We start from the raw sequence: 21295 nt of genomic DNA, 5'->3' as shown, positions 1-21295 counted from the left end.
AGAATGAGCAAAAAAGTTACAGCAGATTATATTAATGAACTTGCTGAAGTTTCTAAAAATAGTATGATTTCATATGATGATTTGCCAAGATACGATTTATTTTTATCACAAGTTATAGATTATTTAAATGATAAGTTTGTTGATGACAAATATACAAATAATATAGTTCAAAACTATATAAAAAGTGAAGTTATAACAAAACCAGAAGATGGTAAAAAAAGAGGATATACAAAATTACATTTAGTTCAGTTAGTTTTATTAAGTTATATGAGACCAATACTTACTACAGAGGAAATAAAAAAGGTATTTAGTCTAGCATTTAATGAAATTAATGATAGAAGTGATGATATAATATCTTGGGAAACAGCTTATAAAATGTTTGCAGAAACTCAAAAGGAAAGTTTGGATTCATTTTTGTCATCATCTGTAGATACTGAAGAAAAACTTGATGAAATAATTAAAGAATTAAAATTAGATGAAAGTGAAGAAGAAAGAATTAGAACATTTTTATTAGTTTTATCTTTAATTGCCCAAGCAAGTGTAATTAAAAAACTTGTACAAAAGATAGTAAATGAATATCATGAAGATTAATTAATTGATGATGATTTAAACATCATCTTTTTTTTATTTTAAAAATAAGTTTGTTATTAAAATTTATTAGCTTCATAACTTTAAAGAATTTTAAAAATATTTCTGTTTATAATTATAAATTAGCATATTTATAATTATGAGGGGAGATGATAATATGGATGATTTTATTCAAATAGTTGGAAATGTTGGGTTTCCTATAGCAATATCAATGTATTTACTTATTAGGATAGAGGGAAAGCTTGAAATACTTACAAATAGTATAAATAATTTATCTAATGTTATGAGTAAATTTGAAAAGTAATGTATAATTATAGCTAAAGACAAGTTTGAGAGGAATTAAATATGGAAAAGGAAGTTATAAGAGAATCTGTAAGAGGATTAGTAGAATTTATACTTAAAAATGGAAGTATTGATAATAGATTTTCAACTTCAAAAAGAGCTGTTTTAGGAATAAGAGCTCATCAAAAGCTTCAAAAAAGTAATGAGAAGATTTTTGAAAAATATGAGAAGGAAGTTTATTTAAGTGAAGAATTTGAACTTGAAAGCTTCCTTCTAAAACTTGAAGGTAGAGCTGATGGTATAATACATGAAGGAAATGATATTATAATTGAAGAAATTAAGTCAACCTATAAACCTTTATTAGAAATTAATGATGATAATGAATTACATTGGGCTCAAGCTAAAGTTTATGGGTATATATATTCTATCCAAAATAATATAGAAAATATAGAGATACAGTTAAGTTATTATCAATTAGAAAGTGATGAAGTTAAAAGTTTTAGGAGAAGATATTCATTAAAGGATTTAGAAGAATTCTTAAATGAAATAATTCTTAAATACGAAAAATACATAGTATTATCAGTAAATCATAGAGATAAAAGAAACAAATCAATAAAAATGTTAGAATTTCCCTTTAAGAGGTATAGAGAAGGTCAGTTAAAGCTTGCCAAAGCTGTTTATGGAACTATGAGGGATGGCAAAGTACTATTTGCTCAGGCACCTACTGGAATTGGTAAGACTATATCTACAATATTTCCTTCTGTTAAAGCTTTAGGGGAGGGAATAAAGGAGAAGATATTTTATCTAACAGCAAAGACAGTAAATAGTGAGGTTGCAGAAAATACATTTAATATTCTTAGAGAAGAGGGATTAGAATTTAGAAGTATTACTTTAACTGCAAAACAAAAGATTTGCTTAAATGATAAAGTTAGTTGTAATCTAGATGAGTGCAAGTATGCAGCTTCTTATTATGATAAAAGTAAGGCTGTAATATATGATTTATTAAAGAAAAGTGGTCATATTGATAGGGAACTTATAACAGAGTTAAGTAAGGAACATGAAATATGCCCCTTTGAACTTTCTTTAGATATGATTAATTGGTGTGACGGAGTAATTTGCGATTATAATTACATTTTTGATAAGAGGGTAGGCTTAAAAAGAGTTGTAGAAGATATGGGTGATGAAATTGCCTTACTTATTGATGAGGGACATAATTTAGTTGATAGAGGAAGAAGTATGTATTCAGCAACTTTAAGTAAATCAAAAATTTTATATATTAGAAGAAAGATTAAAGGTAAGGTTCCAAACATTTATAAAATAGTAAATAGAATAAATTCTTATTTTGTAGAGCTTAGAAGAGAATGTGAAAGCAGAGAAGAAAATAGTTATTATCAAAAAGAAGAAGCAAAAAAGTTGTATAAAGATTTAAGAAAATTTATAACTGAAAGTGAAGATTTATTAATTAAATTAAAAGGTGAAGAATATTATGATGAATTTATAGACTTATATTTTGATATAAATAAGTTTCTTGGAATAAGTGAATATTATGGAGAGGATTATGTAACTTATGTAGATACATACAAAGAAGAAGTTAATATAACTTTATTTTGTGTTAATCCAGCAGAAAAAATAAAAAATATTACAGATATAATAAAGGGAACAGTAATATTTTCAGCAACATTAACTCCAATTGATTATTATATAGAACTATTAGGTGGAAATGAGGAATCTTATAGGTTAAGGTTAAAATCACCTTTTGATAGTAGTAAATTTGATGTAAATTTATGTTCAATTAATACTAGATTTAAATTTAGGAAAAATACAATTAAAAATGTAGAAGAACAAATTAGAAGCTTTTTAAAAGATATTAATGGAAATTGTTTAGTGTTTTTTCCTTCATATGATTATTTAGAGTTATTTATTAATGGATTAAATGAGGAATTTGAAGGCTATACTAAAATGGTTCAAAGTAGAGAAATGACTGAAAGTGATAGAGAAAATTTTATTAATGAATTTAGAACTAAAAATAATTTAGTAGGTTTTTGTGTACTTGGTGGAATATTTTCAGAGGGAATAGATTTGCCAGGGGATATGTTAATTGGTACTATTATTATAGGTGTAGGATATCCTAAAATTTCTATTGAAAGAGAAATAATTAAAGATTATTTTGAAAAAAAGGGATATGATTATTCATATATTTATCCAGGTATAAATAAAGTTCTTCAAGCAGTAGGTAGGGTTATTAGAACTGAAGAGGATGAAGGGAAAGCTCTTCTTATTGATGATAGATATTTAACATCAAAATATAAAGGTCTAATTCCTAATGAGTGGAATCAAAAATAATTTAAAAATTAAATTAAAAATCGTATTTATAGTGTTACTGTAAAAAGAAAATTTTAAAATATTATATATTTAATAAAAAGGCAAAATAATAAATTACTAAAACATTAGATTTTTAGTAAGATTATATTATTTTGCCTTTTTAATTTGTATTATTCAGATAAAGTTATTGTATATGAACATTCAAAAGAGTCATTAACATCTAAAGATCTAACACCATCTTTATCCTTAAACTCTCCATTAAAATCATAGAAATCTCCATGTCCATACCAAGGTTCTATACATACAAATGGTGAACCTGTTGCCTTAGACCAAAAAGCCATATATGGGAATCCATCAAAATCCATAGTAACAGATTTGTTGCTAACTTTTGATTTTAATGATACAACATTTGATTTTAATGTATCAAAAACTATTGTATTATCTTTTACAAATAAATCATCTGTTATATCTATTATATTTTCATTGTTAAGATAAGGTTTTCTTGAAGCTTTGTCAAAGAATCCATCTTCAGTAATTCCCATTATATCAACAGTTTCTTTTTTGTTAAATTCAAGATAGTAATCTGTGAATTTTTCATTTTCTCCAATTGGACATAAGAAAGCTGGATGACCTCCTATTGAAAAATACATTGTTTTATCATCTAAATTAGTAACTATATAAGTAACTTTAACTCCATTTTCAATAAGCGTATATTTTATTTTTAGCGAAAATTTAAAAGGATACATTTTTAATGTTTCATTTGAATATTTTAATTCAAATGTAATTGAGTCTTCAGTTTTTTCTGCAACTTCATAGTCAGAAATTCTTCCAATACCATGAGGTGGTATTTCGTAGGATTTGCCATCTACAATAATTTTAGAATTTGTAACTTTGCCAACGATTGGGAAAAGGATTGGTGAACTATATTTCCAGTACTTAGGGTCTCTATTCCATAAGTATTCGATTTCATTTTCTTTTAAAATTAAATTGTGAAGTTCTCCACCACATGTGCTAGCCTTTATTTTGATTGTTGAATTTTCAAGTGTATGTAGCAAGTTCAAACACTTCCTTTCATAATATTTATTTAGTAATATATTATAAATTATACTATATAAATAGTGGGGAATATATAACAATATTAAGTAAAAATAATAATACTAAATAAATATATTTATTTTTATATAATAATAAATGTATTTTTGCTACAATATAATAATAAGTGTGTTATACCTATAAAAATAAATTTAAAAATATAAGTTATATTGGTGAGGTTATGAAAAGTAGAAAAAAAAATTATAATGGTAAAAAATCAACTATGGATATTATTATATATCTATTTGTTAAAGTTAATAGGGATGATATATTTGCATTAGCGTCTCAATTAGCTTATTATTTAATATTAGCTTTTTTCCCTTTTTTGGTTTTTTTAATTACTCTTATTGGATTTAGTAATTTAAATTCTAATGAGGTTTTAGCAGGACTACAAAGAATATTACCAACAGCTGTATATCAATTAACATCAAACACTGTTGCAGAAGCTGTTGATTCTCAACATACAGGATTATTAGGAGTTTCTATAATTGTAACAATATGGGCAGCATCATCTGCTTTTAGAGCAGTTATAAAAGGCGTAAATAAAGCCTACAATATAAAGGAAAATAGATCTTTTATTAAGAGGTCAATAATAGGGATGATAAGTGTAGTTTCACTTGCCCTTACAATTATATGTACATTAGCTATGCTTGTATTTGGTGATCTTATAGGGGACTTTTTAAATAACATTCTTCCCTTTGAGCATTTAATAAATTTTATTTGGAATATATTAAGGTATGTAATTATAATTGTTATGATGATTGTAGTTTTTGCTACTATATATAAAGTGGCACCTGCTAAAAAGGTTACCTTTAGAAGTACAATACCAGGTGCAATAACAACAACTATGGGCTGGTTAATAGTTTCTCTTATATTTTCATTTTATGTAAATAATTTTAGTCATTATTCTAAACTTTACGGTAGTTTATGGACTGTATTTGTTTTAATGACATGGCTTTTTATAACGTCAATGGTATTTATTTTTGGAGTAGAAGTTAATTCAGTTTTAGATAATGAAAGCAAAAAGAGGATACAATAAAATTATTGTATCCTCTTTTTTTATTTTTCATATCCATTAGGATGATTTTTATGAAAGTTCCAAGCTGTTTCTATTATAGTTTCTACACTATTAAATTTAGGTTTCCAGTTAAGTTCCTTCATAGCTTTTTCACTTGAAGCTATAAGAACTGCAGGATCGCCAGGTCTACGGTCTACAACTTCTGCAGGAATAGGGTGATTTGTAACTTTTCTTGCAATTTCAATCATTTCTTTTACTGAGAAGCCAGTACCATTTCCTAAATTATAAATTGCACTTTCTCCACCATTTTTTAATCTTTCAAGAGCAAGAGAGTGTGCTGAGGCTAAATCTGATACATGTATATAATCTCTTATACAACTACCATCTTTAGTATTATAATCGTCTCCAAAAATTAGTATCTTATCACGTTTTCCAAGGGCAACATTTAGTATTAGTGGAATTAAGTGAGACTCTGGAGAGTGGTCTTCTCCTATTTTACCGTTTATATGAGCACCTGCTGCATTAAAATATCTAAGAGTAGTATATTTTATTCCGTAAGCACGATCACACCAATTTAAGATTTTCTCAACAATTAATTTTGATTCTCCATAAGCATTTGTTGGAATTGTTTTGCTGTTTTCTAATATTGGTATTTCATCAGGTTCACCATAAGTGGCAGCTGTTGAAGAAAATACAATATATTTTACATTATGATCTCTCATAGCCTCAAGAAGATTTATTGTTCCATATATATTGTTATTAAAGTATTTTAATGGTTCAGTCATACTTTCACCTACTAAAGAATAGGCAGCGAAATCAATTACAGCATCTATATCGTTTTCTGTAAATACTTTATCTAATATTTTTCTGTCTCTTAAATCACCAATATATAGTTTTCCACCAAGAAGTGCGTCTTTATGACCTTTTTCAAGATTATCTAAGACAACAACTTCATGTCCATTTTCTAATAATTCTGCAACCATGTGGCTTCCTATATATCCTGCACCCCCACAGACTAATATTGACATATAATCCCTCCTGTTTATATTAAAATTTTATAACTCATCTTACTATTAGGATAATTATAACATCAAATCTATTGAAATATAATACCTTAATATGAATAAAATTTACAAATAAGGAAATACTTTTAGATGTAATTAGTCAGGAGGTTGAATAAATGAATAAAATAGTATTACTTGGAAGGTTAATTAGGGACCCTGAACTTAGGCATTTAGAAAATAGTGATAAAGTAAATACAAAATTTATGATTGCTGTTGAAAGAAATTTTAAGTCATCAGATGGTACGAGAAAGTCAGATTTAATTCCTGTAACTGTATGGGGAAAGAAAGCTGAAGTTATATGTAAATATCTTAAAAAAGGAGACTATATAAGCTTGAGTGGAAGATTAAGAACTGGTAGTTATGAAGATAAAGATGGTACAAAAAAATATATAGCTGAAGTAGTTACAGAAGATTTTAAATTTGTTAGTAGAAAAAGAGAAGACAGCAACTATTATCAAGAAAGAAATAAAGCTATAGATTAGAAATAAATAAAATTTTTTAGAATATATTGTAATTTTCTAAATACATGTGTTATAATGTATTTAGAATTTATGGTAACGTATTCACGTTTCAATTATGGTTATTTAGGGAAAATGAGAAGGAGAGCCGAAAGGCTCTTTTTTGTTTGTTTAAATATATTAAAAAATTAATTATATAGTATAAATTGATTTGTAAAAATTTAATCTTTATTTGAAAGTCATAGGTTATATCTATGACTTTTTTAAATAATAATTATTTAATCAAAACAAATGTTGATTAAAAAACATTAAAAAAACATTAATAAAAATATTTTATTCATAAAAATGTAATAAAATTAAAAAAAAATTAATTAAATTGTTGAAAAATTCAAAATATAAAGGTAAAATTAAGAAAAGTTAGAGTTATGGAGGTTATAAAGTGATAGTAAATAGAAGAGAATTGAAATATTCAATAAGTGAAAGTGAATATTTCAGGCTTATTAGTGTATTTAAAAATATACTTACAGAGGATGCTAACAATAAAAAATATGGCTATAAAATAAGAAGCTTATATTTTGATTCAATAAATAATGATGATTATTATAGCAAGATATCAGGAGAAGAAGTTAGAAAGAAAATACGTCTTAGAATTTATGATGTAGATGATGAATTAGTAAAACTTGAAATAAAGAGAAAATTAAATATAAATCAAATAAAAGAAACAACTTTAATAAGTAGGGAGGATGCTAAAGCTTTAATAAATAAAGACTATAGTGTTCTTCTTAAATATGATGACAATATAGCAAAGACAGCTTATAACATAATGACATTAAGACAATATTCACCTGTTGTTTTAGTTGAATACAATAGGAGAGCATACATTCATAAAGAAAATAGAATAAGAGTTACTTTAGATAGTGATATGAGGTCAAATGAAACAAACTTTGATTTATTTTCTAAGGATGTAGTATTAATGCCAATATTTAATATGTATGATTCAATACTGGAAGTAAAGTATGATGGAGAACTTTTTTGTTGGATATCAGATCTTTTAAAGGGTAAAGATATAGTTAATCAATCTCTAAGTAAATATTGTTCAGGAAGAAAATTTTTTGAAAGTTACTTAGCTTAAAAATGGAGGGTTTATGAAGGAAATAATTTATAATTATTTAGCATCTAATAAAGGTGATTTAACTTTATTAAAAGCTATGGAAATTTTAACAATAGCATTAATATTAGCTTTTGTAGTTTTTTTTACTTACAAAATTACATTTAGTGGAGTTTTATATAATAGAAAATTTAATATATCTCTTGTAATGTTAACCTTAGTTACAACAATAGTAATGCTTGTAATAGGAAGTGATATAGCATTGTCACTAGGTATGGTTGGAGCTCTTTCTATAGTTCGTTTTCGTACAGCAATAAAGGATCCAAGGGATACTGCTTATATTTTTTGGTGTATTGCAATAGGTCTTTGTGTTGGAACTCAAAATTATATGATAGCAATAGTTGGTTCATTTTTTATATGTATAATACTTAGCTTATTTGGAATGTCTGGTGTAGGCAAAGAAGATAGATATATCCTAATAATAAGAGGGGCTAGATCAAAGGAAGAAGAAATTATGGGATGTGTATTTAACTCATTTAAGGGATGTCAGCTTAGAGCAAAAAATTCATCAGAAACTAATATTGAATTAGTTTATCAAATAAAGATAAAAGGCAATAATGATGAAAAAATAATAGATAGTCTTTATAACATTGGGGAAATTGATGTTGTTAATATTGTTGCTCAAAATGGAGAAACAATAGGTTAGGTGGACAAGCTATGCATAAAACAATATTAAAGATAATTGCAGCCTTGTTATTATTAGTAATGGCAACAATACTATCTATTACTATTAATTTTGAAAAAATGAAAGATAAGTCAAATAGATTAGTAAATAAAGAAGAGAATGAAGATAAGTTTGGATTTAATTTACCTGTTGTAGTTATTGATGCTGGAAATGGAAAGTTAAATAGAGATGAAAAAATAAAGGGAAGTATAAAGATATATAACAGAGGAGAAGAGAAATCTAAAAATTATTTATCTGATGATCCAGAGCTTATTTCTGATATTTTAATAAAAATAAGAGGAAATTCATCTGCAAATTATCCAAAACTTCAATATTCAATAGAACTTTTAAAAGAAAATGGAGAGAAGAGAGATAAAAAACTTCTTGGAATGGCAGAAGATTCAGATTGGGTTTTAAATGGACCTTTTGCTGATAAATCATTAATTAGAAACTATTTAGCTTATAATGTTTCAGATAAAATTATGGATTATGCACCAAAGGCAAAGTTTTGTGAAGTGTTTGTAGTAGATGGTTCAAGTAAAAATATAAAGAAGAGTCATTATAAAGGACTTTATTTAATGACTGAAAAAATAAAGATTGGAAAGAAAAAAGTTAATATTCATGAAACTCATAAAAATAGTGATGAAACAAGTTTTATAGCATCAAAGGATAGAATTAAAAATGATATTGATTTTAAAACCTATGGTAAGCAAACATTTTTATATGATTATGGTGTTATATCAACTTATCCAAAGAAAAATATAACAGAGAAAAATATGGAATATATAAATAAAACAATTAGTGAATTTGAAAGAGCCTTGTATGGCAACAAATTTAATAATTTAAAAGAAGGATATAGAAAATATATAGATGAGAATTCATTTATTGATTATTACATAATAAATGAATTCTTTCAAAATACAGATGCTGGAGTCTTTAGTTTTTATTTTCATAAAGATTATGGAGAAAAAATTAAGGCTGGGCCAGTTTGGGATTTTAATATAGCTATGGGAAACAACAAGGTTACTGGTAATTATTATATTCCAAATGGATTTTATATGAATCAAACTTCTTGGTTTGATAGATTACTTGAAGATAAGCTTTTTGTAACAAGTCTTATTGGAAGATATAGGATTTTAAGAAATACTTATTTAAGTGATGAATACTTAACAAAAACAATTGATGAGGCAGTTAAAGAAATAGGACCAGCAAAGGATAGAAATTTTAGTATTTGGCCAATGGAACTTTGCAATGAATCAGATGTATTTATAAAGTATGGATTTGACCACTTTAAAAATTTTAATAATAATCCTGAGAAGTTACTTAAATATTTTAAAGATAATCCTAAAATGCTAGAAAAAAATAATAGACAGGCTAAGAGTTATGAAGAGGAAATAACAAAACTTAAAAAGTTTATAGTAGATAGAGGCAAATGGATGGATGACAATATAGAAAAACTTTATAAGTGGACTAAGTAACTAGGAAGGAAGGGAAAGGTGAAGAGGTTTTTAATATTTTGTACTTGCGTATTTATAATTTTTTCGGGTATTAAGTATGGGTTAAAGGAGAATCCTAAAGAATTTAGTGAAGTTAATTATTTTACAAAAGTAGAAGGGGAAAATATAACCCTTTATAAAGATAATAATTTTAAAACTTTCGAAATAAGAGGAATAAATTTAGAAGGAGTTAAACCAGGAGAATTTCCAGTTGAAGACAATATATCAAAGGAAGAATACTTAAAGTGGCTTAATGAAATTTACAATATGAATGTTAATACAATAAGAGTTAAGGATTTACTTACAGAAAGTTTTTATGAAGCCTTTTATGAATTTAATAAGGATAAAGAAGACCCATTATATTTAATTCAGGGAATAAATTATGATGAAATAAGCTTAAAAGATGGTAAGGATATTCAAGATAAAGATTTAAGCAAAAACTTTAAAGATTATGCAAAATTTGTAGTAGATTCAATACATGGAAATAAATTTAATAATACAAATAAAAAGTTATTTGGCAAGTATGAAAATGATGTATCAAAATATGTAATAGCTTATACAATAGGCTTAGACTGGTCTGTTCAAGATATAATATACACAGAAATAATGAATGACAGTAAAGAACACAAGGGAGAATATTTCAAAACTGAAGAAGGTGCATCAGATTTTGAAGTATATTTAGCAAAATTAGCAGATGATGTTGTAAGTTATGAAAGTAATAGATATGGAAATCAAAGACTTATAACATTTTTATCATCAATTGAATATTCAATGGGAAAAGATAGTGATGTAGCTCATGACAAAAGATATGTAGATATAAATAATATAAAAGGAACAGAAAAGTTAAAGACAGGGATATTCGTTTCTTATAATCTTTATGAAACCTATTTAAGTAAATTAAATGAAAAAGATAGTATTAAAGATATATTACAAGAAATAAATAAAAAAGAAAATAATCCTGTAGTAATAACAGAATATGGGGCATCAACAAGTAGGATAGGAGCTTATTATGGAGATAAAACTTATCTTACAGAAAGAGAACAAGGGGAGAGAATTGTAAAGTTATATAGAGAAATAAAAAGTTCAGGATGTTCTGGAAGCACAATAAATGAATGGCAGGATGCTTGGTATAAAACAGCTTGGAATACAGTAGATTTTACTATATTAGATGGAAATGCAAGTTGGAAAGACAGTACAACTTATAGTCAAGCTTATGGAATATTATCCTTTGAACCTGGAGAAGAAAGTAGAGCTTCATATGTAGATGAAAGTATAAAAGAATGGAAAAAAGAAGATAGAGTAAATACTTCAAAAAAATTAGAAATATCAGCAAAAAGTGATTCTGAATATATATATTTAATGGTAAGAGGAATAAATGGATTCAATATAAATAATAAAGAAATATTTATAGATTTAGATACAACAAAAAAATCAGGATCTAAAGTAAGCAGTGAACACAATCTTAAATTTGAAAATGAAGTGGATTTTTTATTAGATATAAAAGATAAGGACAATTCCAAAATGTTAATTCACGAATATTATAATCCACAAAGTTTTATAAAGGATAAGTCAAAATTAAAAATACGTCCAGATATAATTGAAAGAACAAAAAATATGGACAAATTCTCAAAAATGATGAGATATTTAAGACCAAAAACTTATTCAGAGAGGGAAACTTTAATAAATGAAATAGAAGTTGAAGCTGGAAAGCTTATATATGGAAATAGCAATCCATCAAGTAAAGAGTATAATTCAGCTAGTGATTTTTATAGGGGAGATAATTTTGTAGAAGTTAGAATACCTTATAGTTTATTAAATTTTATGGATCCATCACAGAAGAAGATACAGGATGATTATTATGAAAATTTCAGTTTTGAGCCAATTACTATAGATGAAATAAATATAGGAGCTACAGTAAAGGCAGATAAAGGGAATTCAATAAGGTTAGAAAGTAATAATTATAACCTTAAATCATGGACAAAACCTAAGTATCATGAAAGATTAAAGGAGTCTTATTATATAATCAAAAAAGAATTTTCAGGTAAGGAAGGGGGAAACTGATGGAGTTTATAACATATATTTTTGATAGTATAAAATTTTTTGTCTATATAATACTTTGTGCAAGTTTATATATTGTATTTGATGGATATATGTATAAAAAAACAGAAAAGAGCAAAGAAAAAATAAAAAAGCACTTTAAAGAAGAAATTCTTTATGAATTAAATAGTATAAAGAATCATAAAAACTTAAAGGAATATGAATTAGATAGTATAAAAAATAAAATTAAAAAAAGAAAATATGAGGAAGTATTTAATGAAACAATTTCAGAATTTAATGCAATAGATGATAACTATAAAGTTACAAAAATATATATGGAATATTATCAAGATTATATTAAAAAACTTATAAAAAAGTTTAAAAATAGTGATGATATTAAGAAGGTTTATATAGTATGTCTATTAGGAGAATATGGGCTAGATAAGGATTATATAAATAACTTTTTAAAGAGAGCAATAAATACAAAATCATCCTATTTAAGATTTGCTATTTTAACTTCAATATCAAAAATAGGTAATAAAAAAGTTTTTATAGAAATTCTAGAAAGTATATCTAAAACTAAATTTAATATAAATGAAAAAATATTAATTGATATAATGGATAACTTTAAAAGTGATATGAATTTATTAGATAAAGAAATATTAACAAATTTTGATAAGTTTGATTCAAAAATTAAATCTATAGTTGTTAAACACTTTTCTAATACTAAATTTAAAGAGGCATCTTTAAAACTTTTAAATATTTTAAAGGATGAAGATGAAAATAGAGAGTTAAGACTTAGTATTTTAGACTATTTTAAAAATGTTAAATTTGAAAAAGCAAAGGATACATTACTATTAAATTTAAAATCTAAAGAGTGGGAATTTAGAGCATTAACAGCAAAAACATTAAAAAATTATAATGAGGAAAAGGTAATTAAGGCTTTATTAGAAAGCATAACAGATTTAAATTGGTATGTTAAATTTAATTCTGCAAATTCTCTTTTAAGTTTTAACTTAGAAGAGGAAATAGTACAAGGTATTTATAACAATGAAGATGAGGGCGCAAGGGAGATTTTATCCTATGCTATGAAGTTAAAGGAAGATGAAAGTAGAAAATTTTATTATGAAGCTTCTTTAACAATTACAAATTAAAATGGGAGGAAAATATGTTTAAAAATATACTTATTTTTATGAATGTATTATTTATGTATTATATTTTCATATATTCAATAATATTTTTTATATCTACAATATATTCAATTATAAATATGAATAATTACATTGTAAAAAGAAGATTTAAAAACATAATAAAAATAGAAAAAGACGAAAATTATATGCCTATATCAGTAATTGTTCCAGCATATAATGAAGAAAAAACTATAATAAATTGTATTAAATCATTAAAAAAATTAGATTATCCTATATTTGAAATAATTATAGTAAATGATGGTTCAAAGGATGATACAAAAAAGAGAATTATAGAAGAATTTAATTTGAAAAAGATTGAAAGACCAATAAGACGAGTTGTTAACTGTAAAGATCCAATTGATATATATGAAAGTGAAGGTGTAATAAAAATAACTCTTGTAAATAAAGATAATGGAGGAAAAGCTGATGCTTTAAATTTAGGTATAAATATTTCTAAATATCCATATTTTGTATCACTGGATGCAGATTCAATGCTTCAAGAAAATTCTTTAAAAAATGTAATGGAACCAATAATAGAAGATGATAGAACTATAGCTGTAGGAGGAAATATAAAGGGATCTAATAGTGCAATAATAGAAGATGGAAAAGTGAAGAAACTTAAAACACCAAGAAAATTTATAGTAATCTTTCAATTTATAGAATATTACAGGGTATTTTTGGTAAATAGGATTCTATTTAATAGATTTAATGGCAACTTAATAATATCAGGAGCCTTTGGGCTTTTTAAAAAACAGGCAGTTATAAATGTTGGTGGTTACAGTTTAGGCTCTATTGGAGAAGATATGGATTTAATAGTTAAACTCCATTCCTTTTACAGAAAAAATAGAGTAGATTATAAGGTTCAGTATGCACCTAATGCTATATGCTGGTCTGAAGTTCCAGAAAGATATAAGGATTTAAAAAATCAAAGAAAGAGATGGCATATTGGACTTATTCAAAGTCTATTAAGTCATAAATATATATTTTTAAATATTAAATATGGAATAGTTGGTCTATTTTCATTTATTTATTATGTAATATATGAAATGTTATCTTGTGTAATAGAAGTTATTGGTTTAGTTGTGATGGTTTTAAGTTATTCAATAGGGATAATAAACTGGGATTTTTTTAAAACTTTTATGTTTATGTATATAACTTATAGTTTTATATTGTCTACAGCATCAATAATATTAGAAGGATATATGTTTAAAGACATAGTGAAGATAAGAACAATAATAAAACTTATAATTTTTAGTTTTTTTGAGTCATTTGGATATAGACAACTTTGTTCTTTTTACAGAATAATAGGAATTATATCATATAAAAGAAGAAAATTTGAATGGAAAAAAATACAAAGAATAGATTACTTAAATGAAGATAAAGAATTAAAGGTTAGTTAGAAGCAGTATGAATTACTATATATTGGTATATTGTGAGAAAGTTAATGTAAATTTAAATTTAGCAATAATCGACAATAAAATGGAATTTAATATAAATATTAATATTTCAAACTGCTGAAATCCTAGTATAAAGTATGAAATTTACGAAAGATGTCAATAAAAAAATATTTAGATGAACATCCTTTGACATATTTCACAGATTAAATATGATATATTCTTAATGAAAGAAATATTTATGGGTTATGAAGGGGGATTAAATATGAATAAAGAGAATTTTGAATTTTTAAGAACTACAAATGGTATCCAAAGGAAATATGAGTACAAGCTTACAAAATGTTTGATTGGAAATGATGAGGTATTTGGAATTGAAGTACAAAGAATTGACTATAAAGCAGATTTGGTTATTGATTCTTTTAAAGATTCAGTAGAACTTATATCACCTATAAAAGATAAGGTTATTAATTTATTAAAGATGCTTTATGAAAATCAAGTATCACCTATACATTTAATTGATATAATAGGACCATTTGTTGATGAGTATGTTAATGACTTCAAGAATATTAAATTTGAGGATTTAAGTGCAATGAGAGCTTAACAAGAACAAACATCCTTAAAATATAGTAAAATATATTTTAAAGAAATATATTTTATATAGAAGGGATGGATTAATATGATATTAGGAATAGGTACTGATATTATTGAGATAGAAAGAGTTGAAAGAGCTGTAAATAGAAATTCTAAATTTATAGAAAGAATGTTTACTGAAGGAGAAATAGAATTTTTAAAAAGTAGAAAGTTTAATGGAGAAACAGTTGCAGGATCCTTTGCAGTTAAAGAGGCTATAAGTAAAGCGTTAGGTACAGGAATTAGAGGATTTGCTTTTAATGATATTGAAGTTTTAAGAAATTCATTAGGAAAGCCAGAAGTTGCTTTAAGCAAAAAAATAATAGATCTAATAGGAACTAGAAATATAAAAGTTCATGCTAGCATATCTCATAATAATGATACAGCTATTGCTTTTGTTGTAATAGAGGAGGTGTAATAAGTGGAAGTTTTGAGTAGAAAAGGTTGCAAAAATATAGACAATTACACTATAAAAAATATTGGAATTCCATCTATAGTATTAATGGAAAATGCAGCGAATGGAATCGTTAGTATAATTAGAAACCTAGGCAATAAAGTTATTATTTTTTGTGGAACAGGAAATAATGGGGGAGATGGCTTAGCTGTTGCAAGGAAGTTATGGCTTCTTAAAAAAGATATAGAAGTTATATTAGTAGGAAATATAGAAAAGTTAAGTGAAGAAACAAGGTTAAATTTAAATATAATAAATTCATTAAACATACCAGTATTTAATATAAAAAATATAGAAGAGATACAAGATAATATTATGAAAAAATTATCTGAAGCTGATTATGTAATAGATTCTATTTTTGGAATAGGATTAAATAGAGAAGTAAGGGGTATCTATAAGGACATAATAAATTTAATTAACAAATATTCAAATTATGTAGTATCTATAGATATTCCTTCTGGAATGGATGCAGATACAGGTGAAATTCTTGGATGCTGTATAAATGCTGATATAACTTGTTCTGTAGAGGTTATGAAGAAAGGGTTTATATCTAATAAAGCAGTTGAATTACTTGGGAAAATTGAAATAATAAATATTGATATTCCAGACTTTGTGAAGGAAAAAAATAGTGAGAAAACATACATACTATCAAATAATATATATAAAGATATGATCCCTTTAAGAGATAAAACAGGACATAAAGGAAATTATGGAAAGGTTTTAATAGTTGCAGGTAGCGAAAAATATTGCGGTGCAGCATTTATATCAACAGAAGCTTGTGTTAGAACTGGAAGTGGACTTGTTACATTGTTAACTCATAAAGATTCAGGACAAGCGTTAAAAGTTAGATTAACTGAAGCTATGATTCAGGAATACTTAACCTATAATGATGTTAAGGATTTAAGAGGTTTTGATATTATAGCTTGTGGACCAGGATTTAGTTTATCAGAAGATAGTAAAGCTATATTAGATAAAATAATAAATGAAACAAGTTGTAAATTAGTTTTAGATGCAGATGCTTTAAATATTATAAGTAAAAATAAAAATTTACTTAAAAAATTAAAAGGAAAAGCAATAGTAACTCCACATCCAGGAGAAATGGCAAGACTTATAGGAAATACAATATCTTATGTTGAGGCAAATAGAATAGAAGTTGCAAAGAAATTTGCAAAGGAAAACAATATTATAGTTTTATTAAAAGGATATAATACGATTATTACAGATGGAGAAAGGGTATTTATAAATCCAACTGGAAATAGCAAAATGGCATCAGGCGGAATGGGGGATTGTCTAACTGGAATTATAACATCATTTGTTGGACAAGGTTTGAATTTATTACAAGGTACACTTTTAGGAGCTTATGTTCATGGATTTATAGGGGATGAGCTTTCAAAGGAAAGTTATATTGTAAATGCAAGAGATATAATAAGTGAATTGCCTAAAACAATAGAAAAATTATGTGAAAAGTAGAATAAATCTCTCCAAAGTTTAATATTAGTGTATTAATGAGTAATTAAGCTTTGGAGGGGTTATGAAACTTTTAGAAAGATTAAAGGCTAAAAATAAAGAAAACAAGAATTTAAAAAAGAAAATATTTATTACTATTTTAATGATAATACCATTTATATCAATGATGTTAGTAATATCTTTTAGACATGTTGCAATACCAACAAATGAAGAAATTTTAGAAGATGTAAAGAATATGAAAAATTATGAATCTATTGTTGAATATAAAATAATGAATGATAGAGGATCATATACTGATAAAACTAAGGTTATATTTAGTGAAAAATATGGAACAAGAATTGATTTTGGGGAAGAAATTACTAAGATATATAAAGATGATTATATAAAAATGATATACAACAAAAAGAAAGAAAAATATGAAGTAAAGAGAGAATTGGATAAGTTTTACACTTTAGCAACTATGAGAGAAATATTTAATAATCCAATTATAAGTGTAGAAGAGGGAAAAGATGAGTGGGGAGATTTAGAATATTTAAAAGTAAATTTTGAACTTATATTTAACAATAATCATCTTGACAAAGCTACTTTGTATATAAATAAGTCTAAAAAGGAGCCAATGTTAATAAAAATTTATGATAATGAAGGAAAAGAAAGAGTTAAAATAGAATATAGGGAATTCCTTAAGACAAATAAAGATTTAGAAGAATATTTTAAAATTGATTAAATTTAAGAGGTGATTAAGTTGATTAATTACAGTTAGATTAATTTAATAGAAATATTTTAGAAAATTGCAACACAAAAGTAAAATTTGCAAAATACATATTTTTAGATTAGAGTAGGTTTTTATTTAAGTAGTAATAGATACGAAAAAGTAAATCAGTTATATATTTACTAGATAAAATAAGAGAATATACAAAAGAAACAATTTAATAATGACAATAATGGAAATTGACTGAGTTTAAATATATAAAGAAAATTAAAATAAAAAATAAAGCCAAGCATTAACATTTAATTAGAAAATTTAAATCAAAGTATATATTTTAAAATTATTAATCTAATTAATATTGATATATAAATAATATTATATTGTTTATAAAAGAAATGAATGTATATACTGGAATTTATTTATAATTTAAGACAAGTTAGAACAAATTAAAACAAATGTGACAAATCCTTTGACATAATGACATATTTTTATATATAATTAAATATACATAGGACTCTTTTTTTAATAGGAGGAATTATCATGTCATGTCAAGAGGAATTAAGAAAAATGTATCTAGAAAAAAATAATTGTAAATATAATAGCGAAAAATTAATAGTATATATAGATAAACAAAATAGTGAAGAAAGAGAAAGGCTTATGAAAAAAGGATATGAAGATATGGCTATTCTCAATTTAAAGCTAGCTATTATGACTGACCATGAACTAGATGATGTTAATGATTATGAGACATGGCTTTGCGGAGAGTGATAATTCTTATGACGACTATGGTAGTAAAAAGAGGCGATATATTTTATGCCGATTTAAGTCCGGTTATAGGATCGGAGCAAGGTGGTATCAGACCTGTAATAATAATTCAAAATGATATAGGAAATAGATATAGCCCTACAGTTATAGTTGCGGCTATTACATCTCAAATTAATAAGGCTAAGTTACCTACTCATGTTGAAATTTCATCTGAAGAGTATGGATTGAATAGAGATTCAGTAGTTCTTTTGGAACAAGTTAGAACTTTAGATAAAAGAAGACTTAAAGAAAAAATAGGACATATGACAGATGAAGATATGAACAAAGTAAACAAAGCTTTATTAATAAGCTTAAATTTAATTTAAAAAATAATAAAAAAAGTTTTTAAATAAGCTACGCAAATGTTTACATTTGGGTAGCTTTTATTTTGTTATAACATTTATTAAATAGGTAGTAATTTGGTTAAAATAAGCAAAAGTGATGTACTATTCAATATAGCATATACTATATTGTTAAATACACAATACTATTTGTAAATAGGATATATTATAATGTATACAAACAGGGAAATATGTGATAAAATAAAAATCGTAAATAACGGCAAACTAAGTCTATAAATTGTTAAATTAATTACTGGGAGGATATGAAATGAAAAAAAATAAACAAGAGCTTATGGATACAGCTAAAATCATAAGAAAAGATATAGTATCAATGTTAACAGAGTCAGCTTCAGGACATCCAGGTGGATCATTATCAGCAACTGATATTGTAACTACATTATTCTTTAATGAAATGAATATAGATCCAAAAAATCCTAAGATGGAAGATAGAGATAGATTTGTTTTATCAAAAGGTCATGCAGCACCATTATTATATAGTGTTTTAGCAAGAAGAGGATTTTTTGATCCTAAAGAATTACATACTTTAAGAAAGTTTGGATCAAGACTTCAAGGACATCCTAATATGAATGATTTACCAGGTGTTGATATGTCAACTGGTTCATTAGGTCAAGGAGTATCAGCAGCTGTAGGAATGGCTATTGCAGGAAAGACTGATAATAAAAATTATAGAGTGTATTCAGTACTTGGAGATGGAGAATTAGAAGAAGGCCAAGTATGGGAAGCAGCTATGGCAGGTGCACAATATAAATTAGATAATTTAACAATATTTATAGATTTTAATGGACTTCAAATAGATGGAGATATTACAACAGTAATGAACCCTTGTCCAATAGATAAAAAATTCGAAGCTTTTGGATGGAATGTATTAGTTATAGATGGACATAACTATGATGAAATCTTAGATGCTATTGAAAAAGCTAAAAACCATAAAGGACAACCAACAGCAGTTGTTTGTAAAACTATAAAAGGAAAAGGTGTTTCATTTATGGAAAATCAAGCAAGCTGGCATGGAAGTGCTCCTAATAAAGAGCAATGTGAACAAGCTTTAAAAGAAATTGGAGGGGAAGAATAATATGAGTAATAAAATGGCAACAAGAGAAGCGTATGGAAAAGCACTTAAAGATTTAGCAGCAATGAATAAAAATGTAGTTGTACTAGATGCTGACCTTTCAAAATCAACTAAAACTGCAGATTTTAAAGCTGTTGCACCTGAAAGATTTTTTAATATGGGAATAGCAGAAGGAAATATGATGGGAGTTGCAGCTGGTATGTCAACTTGTGGAAAAATTCCATTTGTAAGTACATTTGCTATGTTTGCAGCAGGAAGAGCTTTTGAACAAATAAGAAATTCAATTTGTTATCCAAAATTAAATGTAAAAATTTGTGCAACACATGCAGGATTAACAGTTGGTGAAGATGGTGCATCACACCAAGCTATTGAAGATTTATCATTAATGAGAAGTATACCAAATATGACAGTTATAAATCCATGTGATGGAGTTGAAACTGATGCTGTAATAAAAGCTATTGCTGAGTTTGATGGACCTTGTTATGTAAGACTTGGAAGAGCAGCTGTTAATATTATAAATGATAAAGAAACTTATAAGTTTGAATTAGGAAAAGGTGTTACTTTAAAAGAAGGAAATGATGTAACATTAGTAGCTACAGGAATAATGGTTGATGTAGCTTTAGAAGCAGCAGATATGTTAGAAAAAGAAGGAATTAAGGCAAGAGTAATTAATATACATACTTTAAAGCCAATAGATAGAGAAATTTTAGTTAAAGCTGCAAAGGAAACAGGTGCTATAGTTACTGCTGAAGAACACAATGTAATAGGTGGACTTGGATCAGCTGTTTCAGAAGTTTTAACAGAGGAGTATCCAGTACCTGTATTAAAGGTTGGAGTTTTAGATAAATTCGGTGAAAGCGGAAAACCAAATGAATTATTAGAAGCCTATGGATTAACTGCTAAAAATATAGCTGAAAAAGCTAAAAAGGCAATGAGTTTTAGAAAATAATAACAAAATTTATTGCAAATATGATATAACAGTATAGTAGGATACTATACTGTTATTTTTATGATTAAAAATAACAGGGGTAAA

The 21295-nt window shown here is 25.8% G+C and carries 21 protein-coding genes; 19 read left to right on the top strand and 2 right to left on the bottom strand.

Annotated elements, in window-relative coordinates; genetic code table 11:
* The first annotated feature begins 3 nt into the window (after positions 1-3).
* The 3 genes from J2Z53_RS10025 to J2Z53_RS10015 all read left to right on the top strand — a co-directional run bounded on the left by J2Z53_RS10025 (position 4) and on the right by J2Z53_RS10015 (position 3213).
* Entirely contained in the window at positions 4-591 is a 588-nt protein-coding gene (locus tag J2Z53_RS10025) for a DUF1836 domain-containing protein (protein WP_209797356.1), read from the top strand.
* Between the two features lie 154 nt (positions 592-745).
* The gene (locus tag J2Z53_RS10020; RefSeq protein ID WP_209797355.1) at positions 746-892 is read left to right on the top strand and encodes a YvrJ family protein; all 147 of its coding nucleotides are present in this window, start codon (positions 746-748) and stop codon (positions 890-892) included.
* A 41-nt stretch (positions 893-933) separates the two neighbouring features.
* Positions 934-3213, top strand: a complete 2280-nt coding sequence (locus J2Z53_RS10015) for an ATP-dependent DNA helicase (RefSeq protein ID WP_209797354.1) — start codon at positions 934-936, stop codon at positions 3211-3213.
* Between the two features lie 149 nt (positions 3214-3362).
* On the opposite strand, the gene J2Z53_RS10010 is transcribed toward J2Z53_RS10015, so the two are convergent.
* Entirely contained in the window at positions 3363-4247 is an 885-nt protein-coding gene (locus J2Z53_RS10010) for an aldose 1-epimerase family protein (protein ID WP_209797353.1), read from the bottom strand.
* 218 nt (positions 4248-4465) lie between these two features.
* Between J2Z53_RS10010 and J2Z53_RS10005 the strand changes: the two genes are divergently transcribed.
* Positions 4466-5323, top strand: coding sequence for a YihY/virulence factor BrkB family protein (locus tag J2Z53_RS10005; RefSeq protein WP_209797352.1), 858 nt, complete (start codon positions 4466-4468; stop codon positions 5321-5323).
* Positions 5324-5343: 20 nt separating this feature from the next.
* On the opposite strand, the gene galE is transcribed toward J2Z53_RS10005, so the two are convergent.
* Positions 5344-6330 carry a UDP-glucose 4-epimerase GalE gene (gene galE / locus J2Z53_RS10000; protein WP_209797351.1) on the bottom strand — a complete coding sequence of 329 codons (987 nt, stop codon included), beginning with the start codon at positions 6328-6330 and terminating at the stop codon, positions 5344-5346.
* A 152-nt stretch (positions 6331-6482) separates the two neighbouring features.
* Between galE and J2Z53_RS09995 the strand changes: the two genes are divergently transcribed.
* The 15 genes from J2Z53_RS09995 to J2Z53_RS09925 all read left to right on the top strand — a co-directional run bounded on the left by J2Z53_RS09995 (position 6483) and on the right by J2Z53_RS09925 (position 21211).
* Positions 6483-6848: a single-stranded DNA-binding protein gene (locus tag J2Z53_RS09995; protein WP_209797350.1), complete on the top strand. Its 366-nt coding sequence runs from the start codon at positions 6483-6485 to the stop codon at positions 6846-6848.
* A gap of 415 nt (positions 6849-7263) precedes the next feature.
* Complete coding sequence (locus J2Z53_RS09990; RefSeq protein ID WP_209797349.1) at positions 7264-7956, top strand: polyphosphate polymerase domain-containing protein; 693 nt, start codon at positions 7264-7266, stop codon at positions 7954-7956.
* 13 nt (positions 7957-7969) lie between these two features.
* The gene (locus J2Z53_RS09985) at positions 7970-8638 is read left to right on the top strand and encodes a DUF4956 domain-containing protein (protein WP_209797348.1); all 669 of its coding nucleotides are present in this window, start codon (positions 7970-7972) and stop codon (positions 8636-8638) included.
* 11 nt (positions 8639-8649) lie between these two features.
* Positions 8650-10134 carry a CotH kinase family protein gene (locus J2Z53_RS09980; RefSeq protein WP_209797347.1) on the top strand — a complete coding sequence of 495 codons (1485 nt, stop codon included), beginning with the start codon at positions 8650-8652 and terminating at the stop codon, positions 10132-10134.
* Between the two features lie 18 nt (positions 10135-10152).
* A complete protein-coding gene (locus tag J2Z53_RS09975; RefSeq protein ID WP_209797346.1) occupies positions 10153-12213 on the top strand; it encodes a hypothetical protein in 2061 nt (686 codons plus the stop codon).
* Positions 12213-13343: a HEAT repeat domain-containing protein gene (locus J2Z53_RS09970; protein ID WP_209797345.1), complete on the top strand. Its 1131-nt coding sequence runs from the start codon at positions 12213-12215 to the stop codon at positions 13341-13343. Before J2Z53_RS09975 ends, J2Z53_RS09970 begins: the two co-directional genes overlap by 1 nt.
* 14 nt (positions 13344-13357) lie before the next feature.
* Positions 13358-14779: a glycosyltransferase family 2 protein gene (locus tag J2Z53_RS09965; protein ID WP_209797344.1), complete on the top strand. Its 1422-nt coding sequence runs from the start codon at positions 13358-13360 to the stop codon at positions 14777-14779.
* Between the two features lie 259 nt (positions 14780-15038).
* Positions 15039-15374 (top strand): DUF6514 family protein, encoded by a 336-nt coding sequence (locus tag J2Z53_RS09960; protein WP_209797343.1) that lies wholly within the window; start codon positions 15039-15041, stop codon positions 15372-15374.
* A gap of 75 nt (positions 15375-15449) precedes the next feature.
* Positions 15450-15821 (top strand): holo-ACP synthase, encoded by a 372-nt coding sequence (acpS, locus tag J2Z53_RS09955; protein ID WP_209797342.1) that lies wholly within the window; start codon positions 15450-15452, stop codon positions 15819-15821.
* 3 nt (positions 15822-15824) lie between these two features.
* Positions 15825-17324: an NAD(P)H-hydrate dehydratase gene (locus J2Z53_RS09950; protein WP_209797341.1), complete on the top strand. Its 1500-nt coding sequence runs from the start codon at positions 15825-15827 to the stop codon at positions 17322-17324.
* Between the two features lie 61 nt (positions 17325-17385).
* A complete protein-coding gene (locus tag J2Z53_RS09945) occupies positions 17386-18045 on the top strand; it encodes a germination lipoprotein GerS-related protein (RefSeq protein WP_209797340.1) in 660 nt (219 codons plus the stop codon).
* Between the two features lie 522 nt (positions 18046-18567).
* On the top strand, positions 18568-18795 hold the full coding sequence (locus tag J2Z53_RS09940) for a hypothetical protein (protein WP_209797339.1): 228 nt from the start codon (positions 18568-18570) through the stop codon (positions 18793-18795).
* A gap of 8 nt (positions 18796-18803) precedes the next feature.
* Positions 18804-19157, top strand: a complete 354-nt coding sequence (locus J2Z53_RS09935) for a type II toxin-antitoxin system PemK/MazF family toxin (protein ID WP_327786720.1) — start codon at positions 18804-18806, stop codon at positions 19155-19157.
* Positions 19158-19440: 283 nt separating this feature from the next.
* The gene (locus tag J2Z53_RS09930; protein ID WP_209797337.1) at positions 19441-20265 is read left to right on the top strand and encodes a transketolase; all 825 of its coding nucleotides are present in this window, start codon (positions 19441-19443) and stop codon (positions 20263-20265) included.
* Position 20266: 1 nt separating this feature from the next.
* Complete coding sequence (locus J2Z53_RS09925) at positions 20267-21211, top strand: transketolase family protein (RefSeq protein ID WP_209797336.1); 945 nt, start codon at positions 20267-20269, stop codon at positions 21209-21211.
* Positions 21212-21295: the final 84 nt, after the last annotated feature.

The organism is Clostridium moniliforme (assembly GCF_017873235.1).
In the GTDB taxonomy this organism is placed as follows: Bacteria; Bacillota; Clostridia; order Clostridiales; family Clostridiaceae; genus Clostridium; species Clostridium moniliforme.
The sequence above is the reverse complement of the archived record's forward strand: the minus strand, read 5'-3'. Positions and strand labels throughout refer to the sequence as shown.

What these genes read in the sequence shown, in the direction of transcription:
- acpS (WP_209797342.1), top strand. Translation starts at nt 15,450, where the DNA reads ATGATATTAGGAATAGGTACTGATATTATTGAGATAGAAAGAGTTGAA.
- J2Z53_RS09940 (WP_209797339.1), top strand. Translation starts at nt 18,568, where the DNA reads ATGTCATGTCAAGAGGAATTAAGAAAAATGTATCTAGAAAAAAATAAT.
- galE (WP_209797351.1), bottom strand. Translation starts at nt 6,330, where the DNA reads ATGTCAATATTAGTCTGTGGGGGTGCAGGATATATAGGAAGCCACATG.
- J2Z53_RS10020 (WP_209797355.1), top strand. Translation starts at nt 746, where the DNA reads ATGGATGATTTTATTCAAATAGTTGGAAATGTTGGGTTTCCTATAGCA.
- J2Z53_RS10025 (WP_209797356.1), top strand. Translation starts at nt 4, where the DNA reads ATGAGCAAAAAAGTTACAGCAGATTATATTAATGAACTTGCTGAAGTT.
- J2Z53_RS09995 (WP_209797350.1), top strand. Translation starts at nt 6,483, where the DNA reads ATGAATAAAATAGTATTACTTGGAAGGTTAATTAGGGACCCTGAACTT.
- J2Z53_RS09960 (WP_209797343.1), top strand. Translation starts at nt 15,039, where the DNA reads ATGAATAAAGAGAATTTTGAATTTTTAAGAACTACAAATGGTATCCAA.
- J2Z53_RS10005 (WP_209797352.1), top strand. Translation starts at nt 4,466, where the DNA reads ATGAAAAGTAGAAAAAAAAATTATAATGGTAAAAAATCAACTATGGAT.
- J2Z53_RS09945 (WP_209797340.1), top strand. Translation starts at nt 17,386, where the DNA reads ATGAAACTTTTAGAAAGATTAAAGGCTAAAAATAAAGAAAACAAGAAT.
- J2Z53_RS09970 (WP_209797345.1), top strand. Translation starts at nt 12,213, where the DNA reads ATGGAGTTTATAACATATATTTTTGATAGTATAAAATTTTTTGTCTAT.
- J2Z53_RS09930 (WP_209797337.1), top strand. Translation starts at nt 19,441, where the DNA reads ATGAAAAAAAATAAACAAGAGCTTATGGATACAGCTAAAATCATAAGA.
- J2Z53_RS09965 (WP_209797344.1), top strand. Translation starts at nt 13,358, where the DNA reads ATGTTTAAAAATATACTTATTTTTATGAATGTATTATTTATGTATTAT.
- J2Z53_RS09925 (WP_209797336.1), top strand. Translation starts at nt 20,267, where the DNA reads ATGAGTAATAAAATGGCAACAAGAGAAGCGTATGGAAAAGCACTTAAA.
- J2Z53_RS09935 (WP_327786720.1), top strand. Translation starts at nt 18,804, where the DNA reads ATGACGACTATGGTAGTAAAAAGAGGCGATATATTTTATGCCGATTTA.
- J2Z53_RS09980 (WP_209797347.1), top strand. Translation starts at nt 8,650, where the DNA reads ATGCATAAAACAATATTAAAGATAATTGCAGCCTTGTTATTATTAGTA.
- J2Z53_RS10015 (WP_209797354.1), top strand. Translation starts at nt 934, where the DNA reads ATGGAAAAGGAAGTTATAAGAGAATCTGTAAGAGGATTAGTAGAATTT.
- J2Z53_RS09985 (WP_209797348.1), top strand. Translation starts at nt 7,970, where the DNA reads ATGAAGGAAATAATTTATAATTATTTAGCATCTAATAAAGGTGATTTA.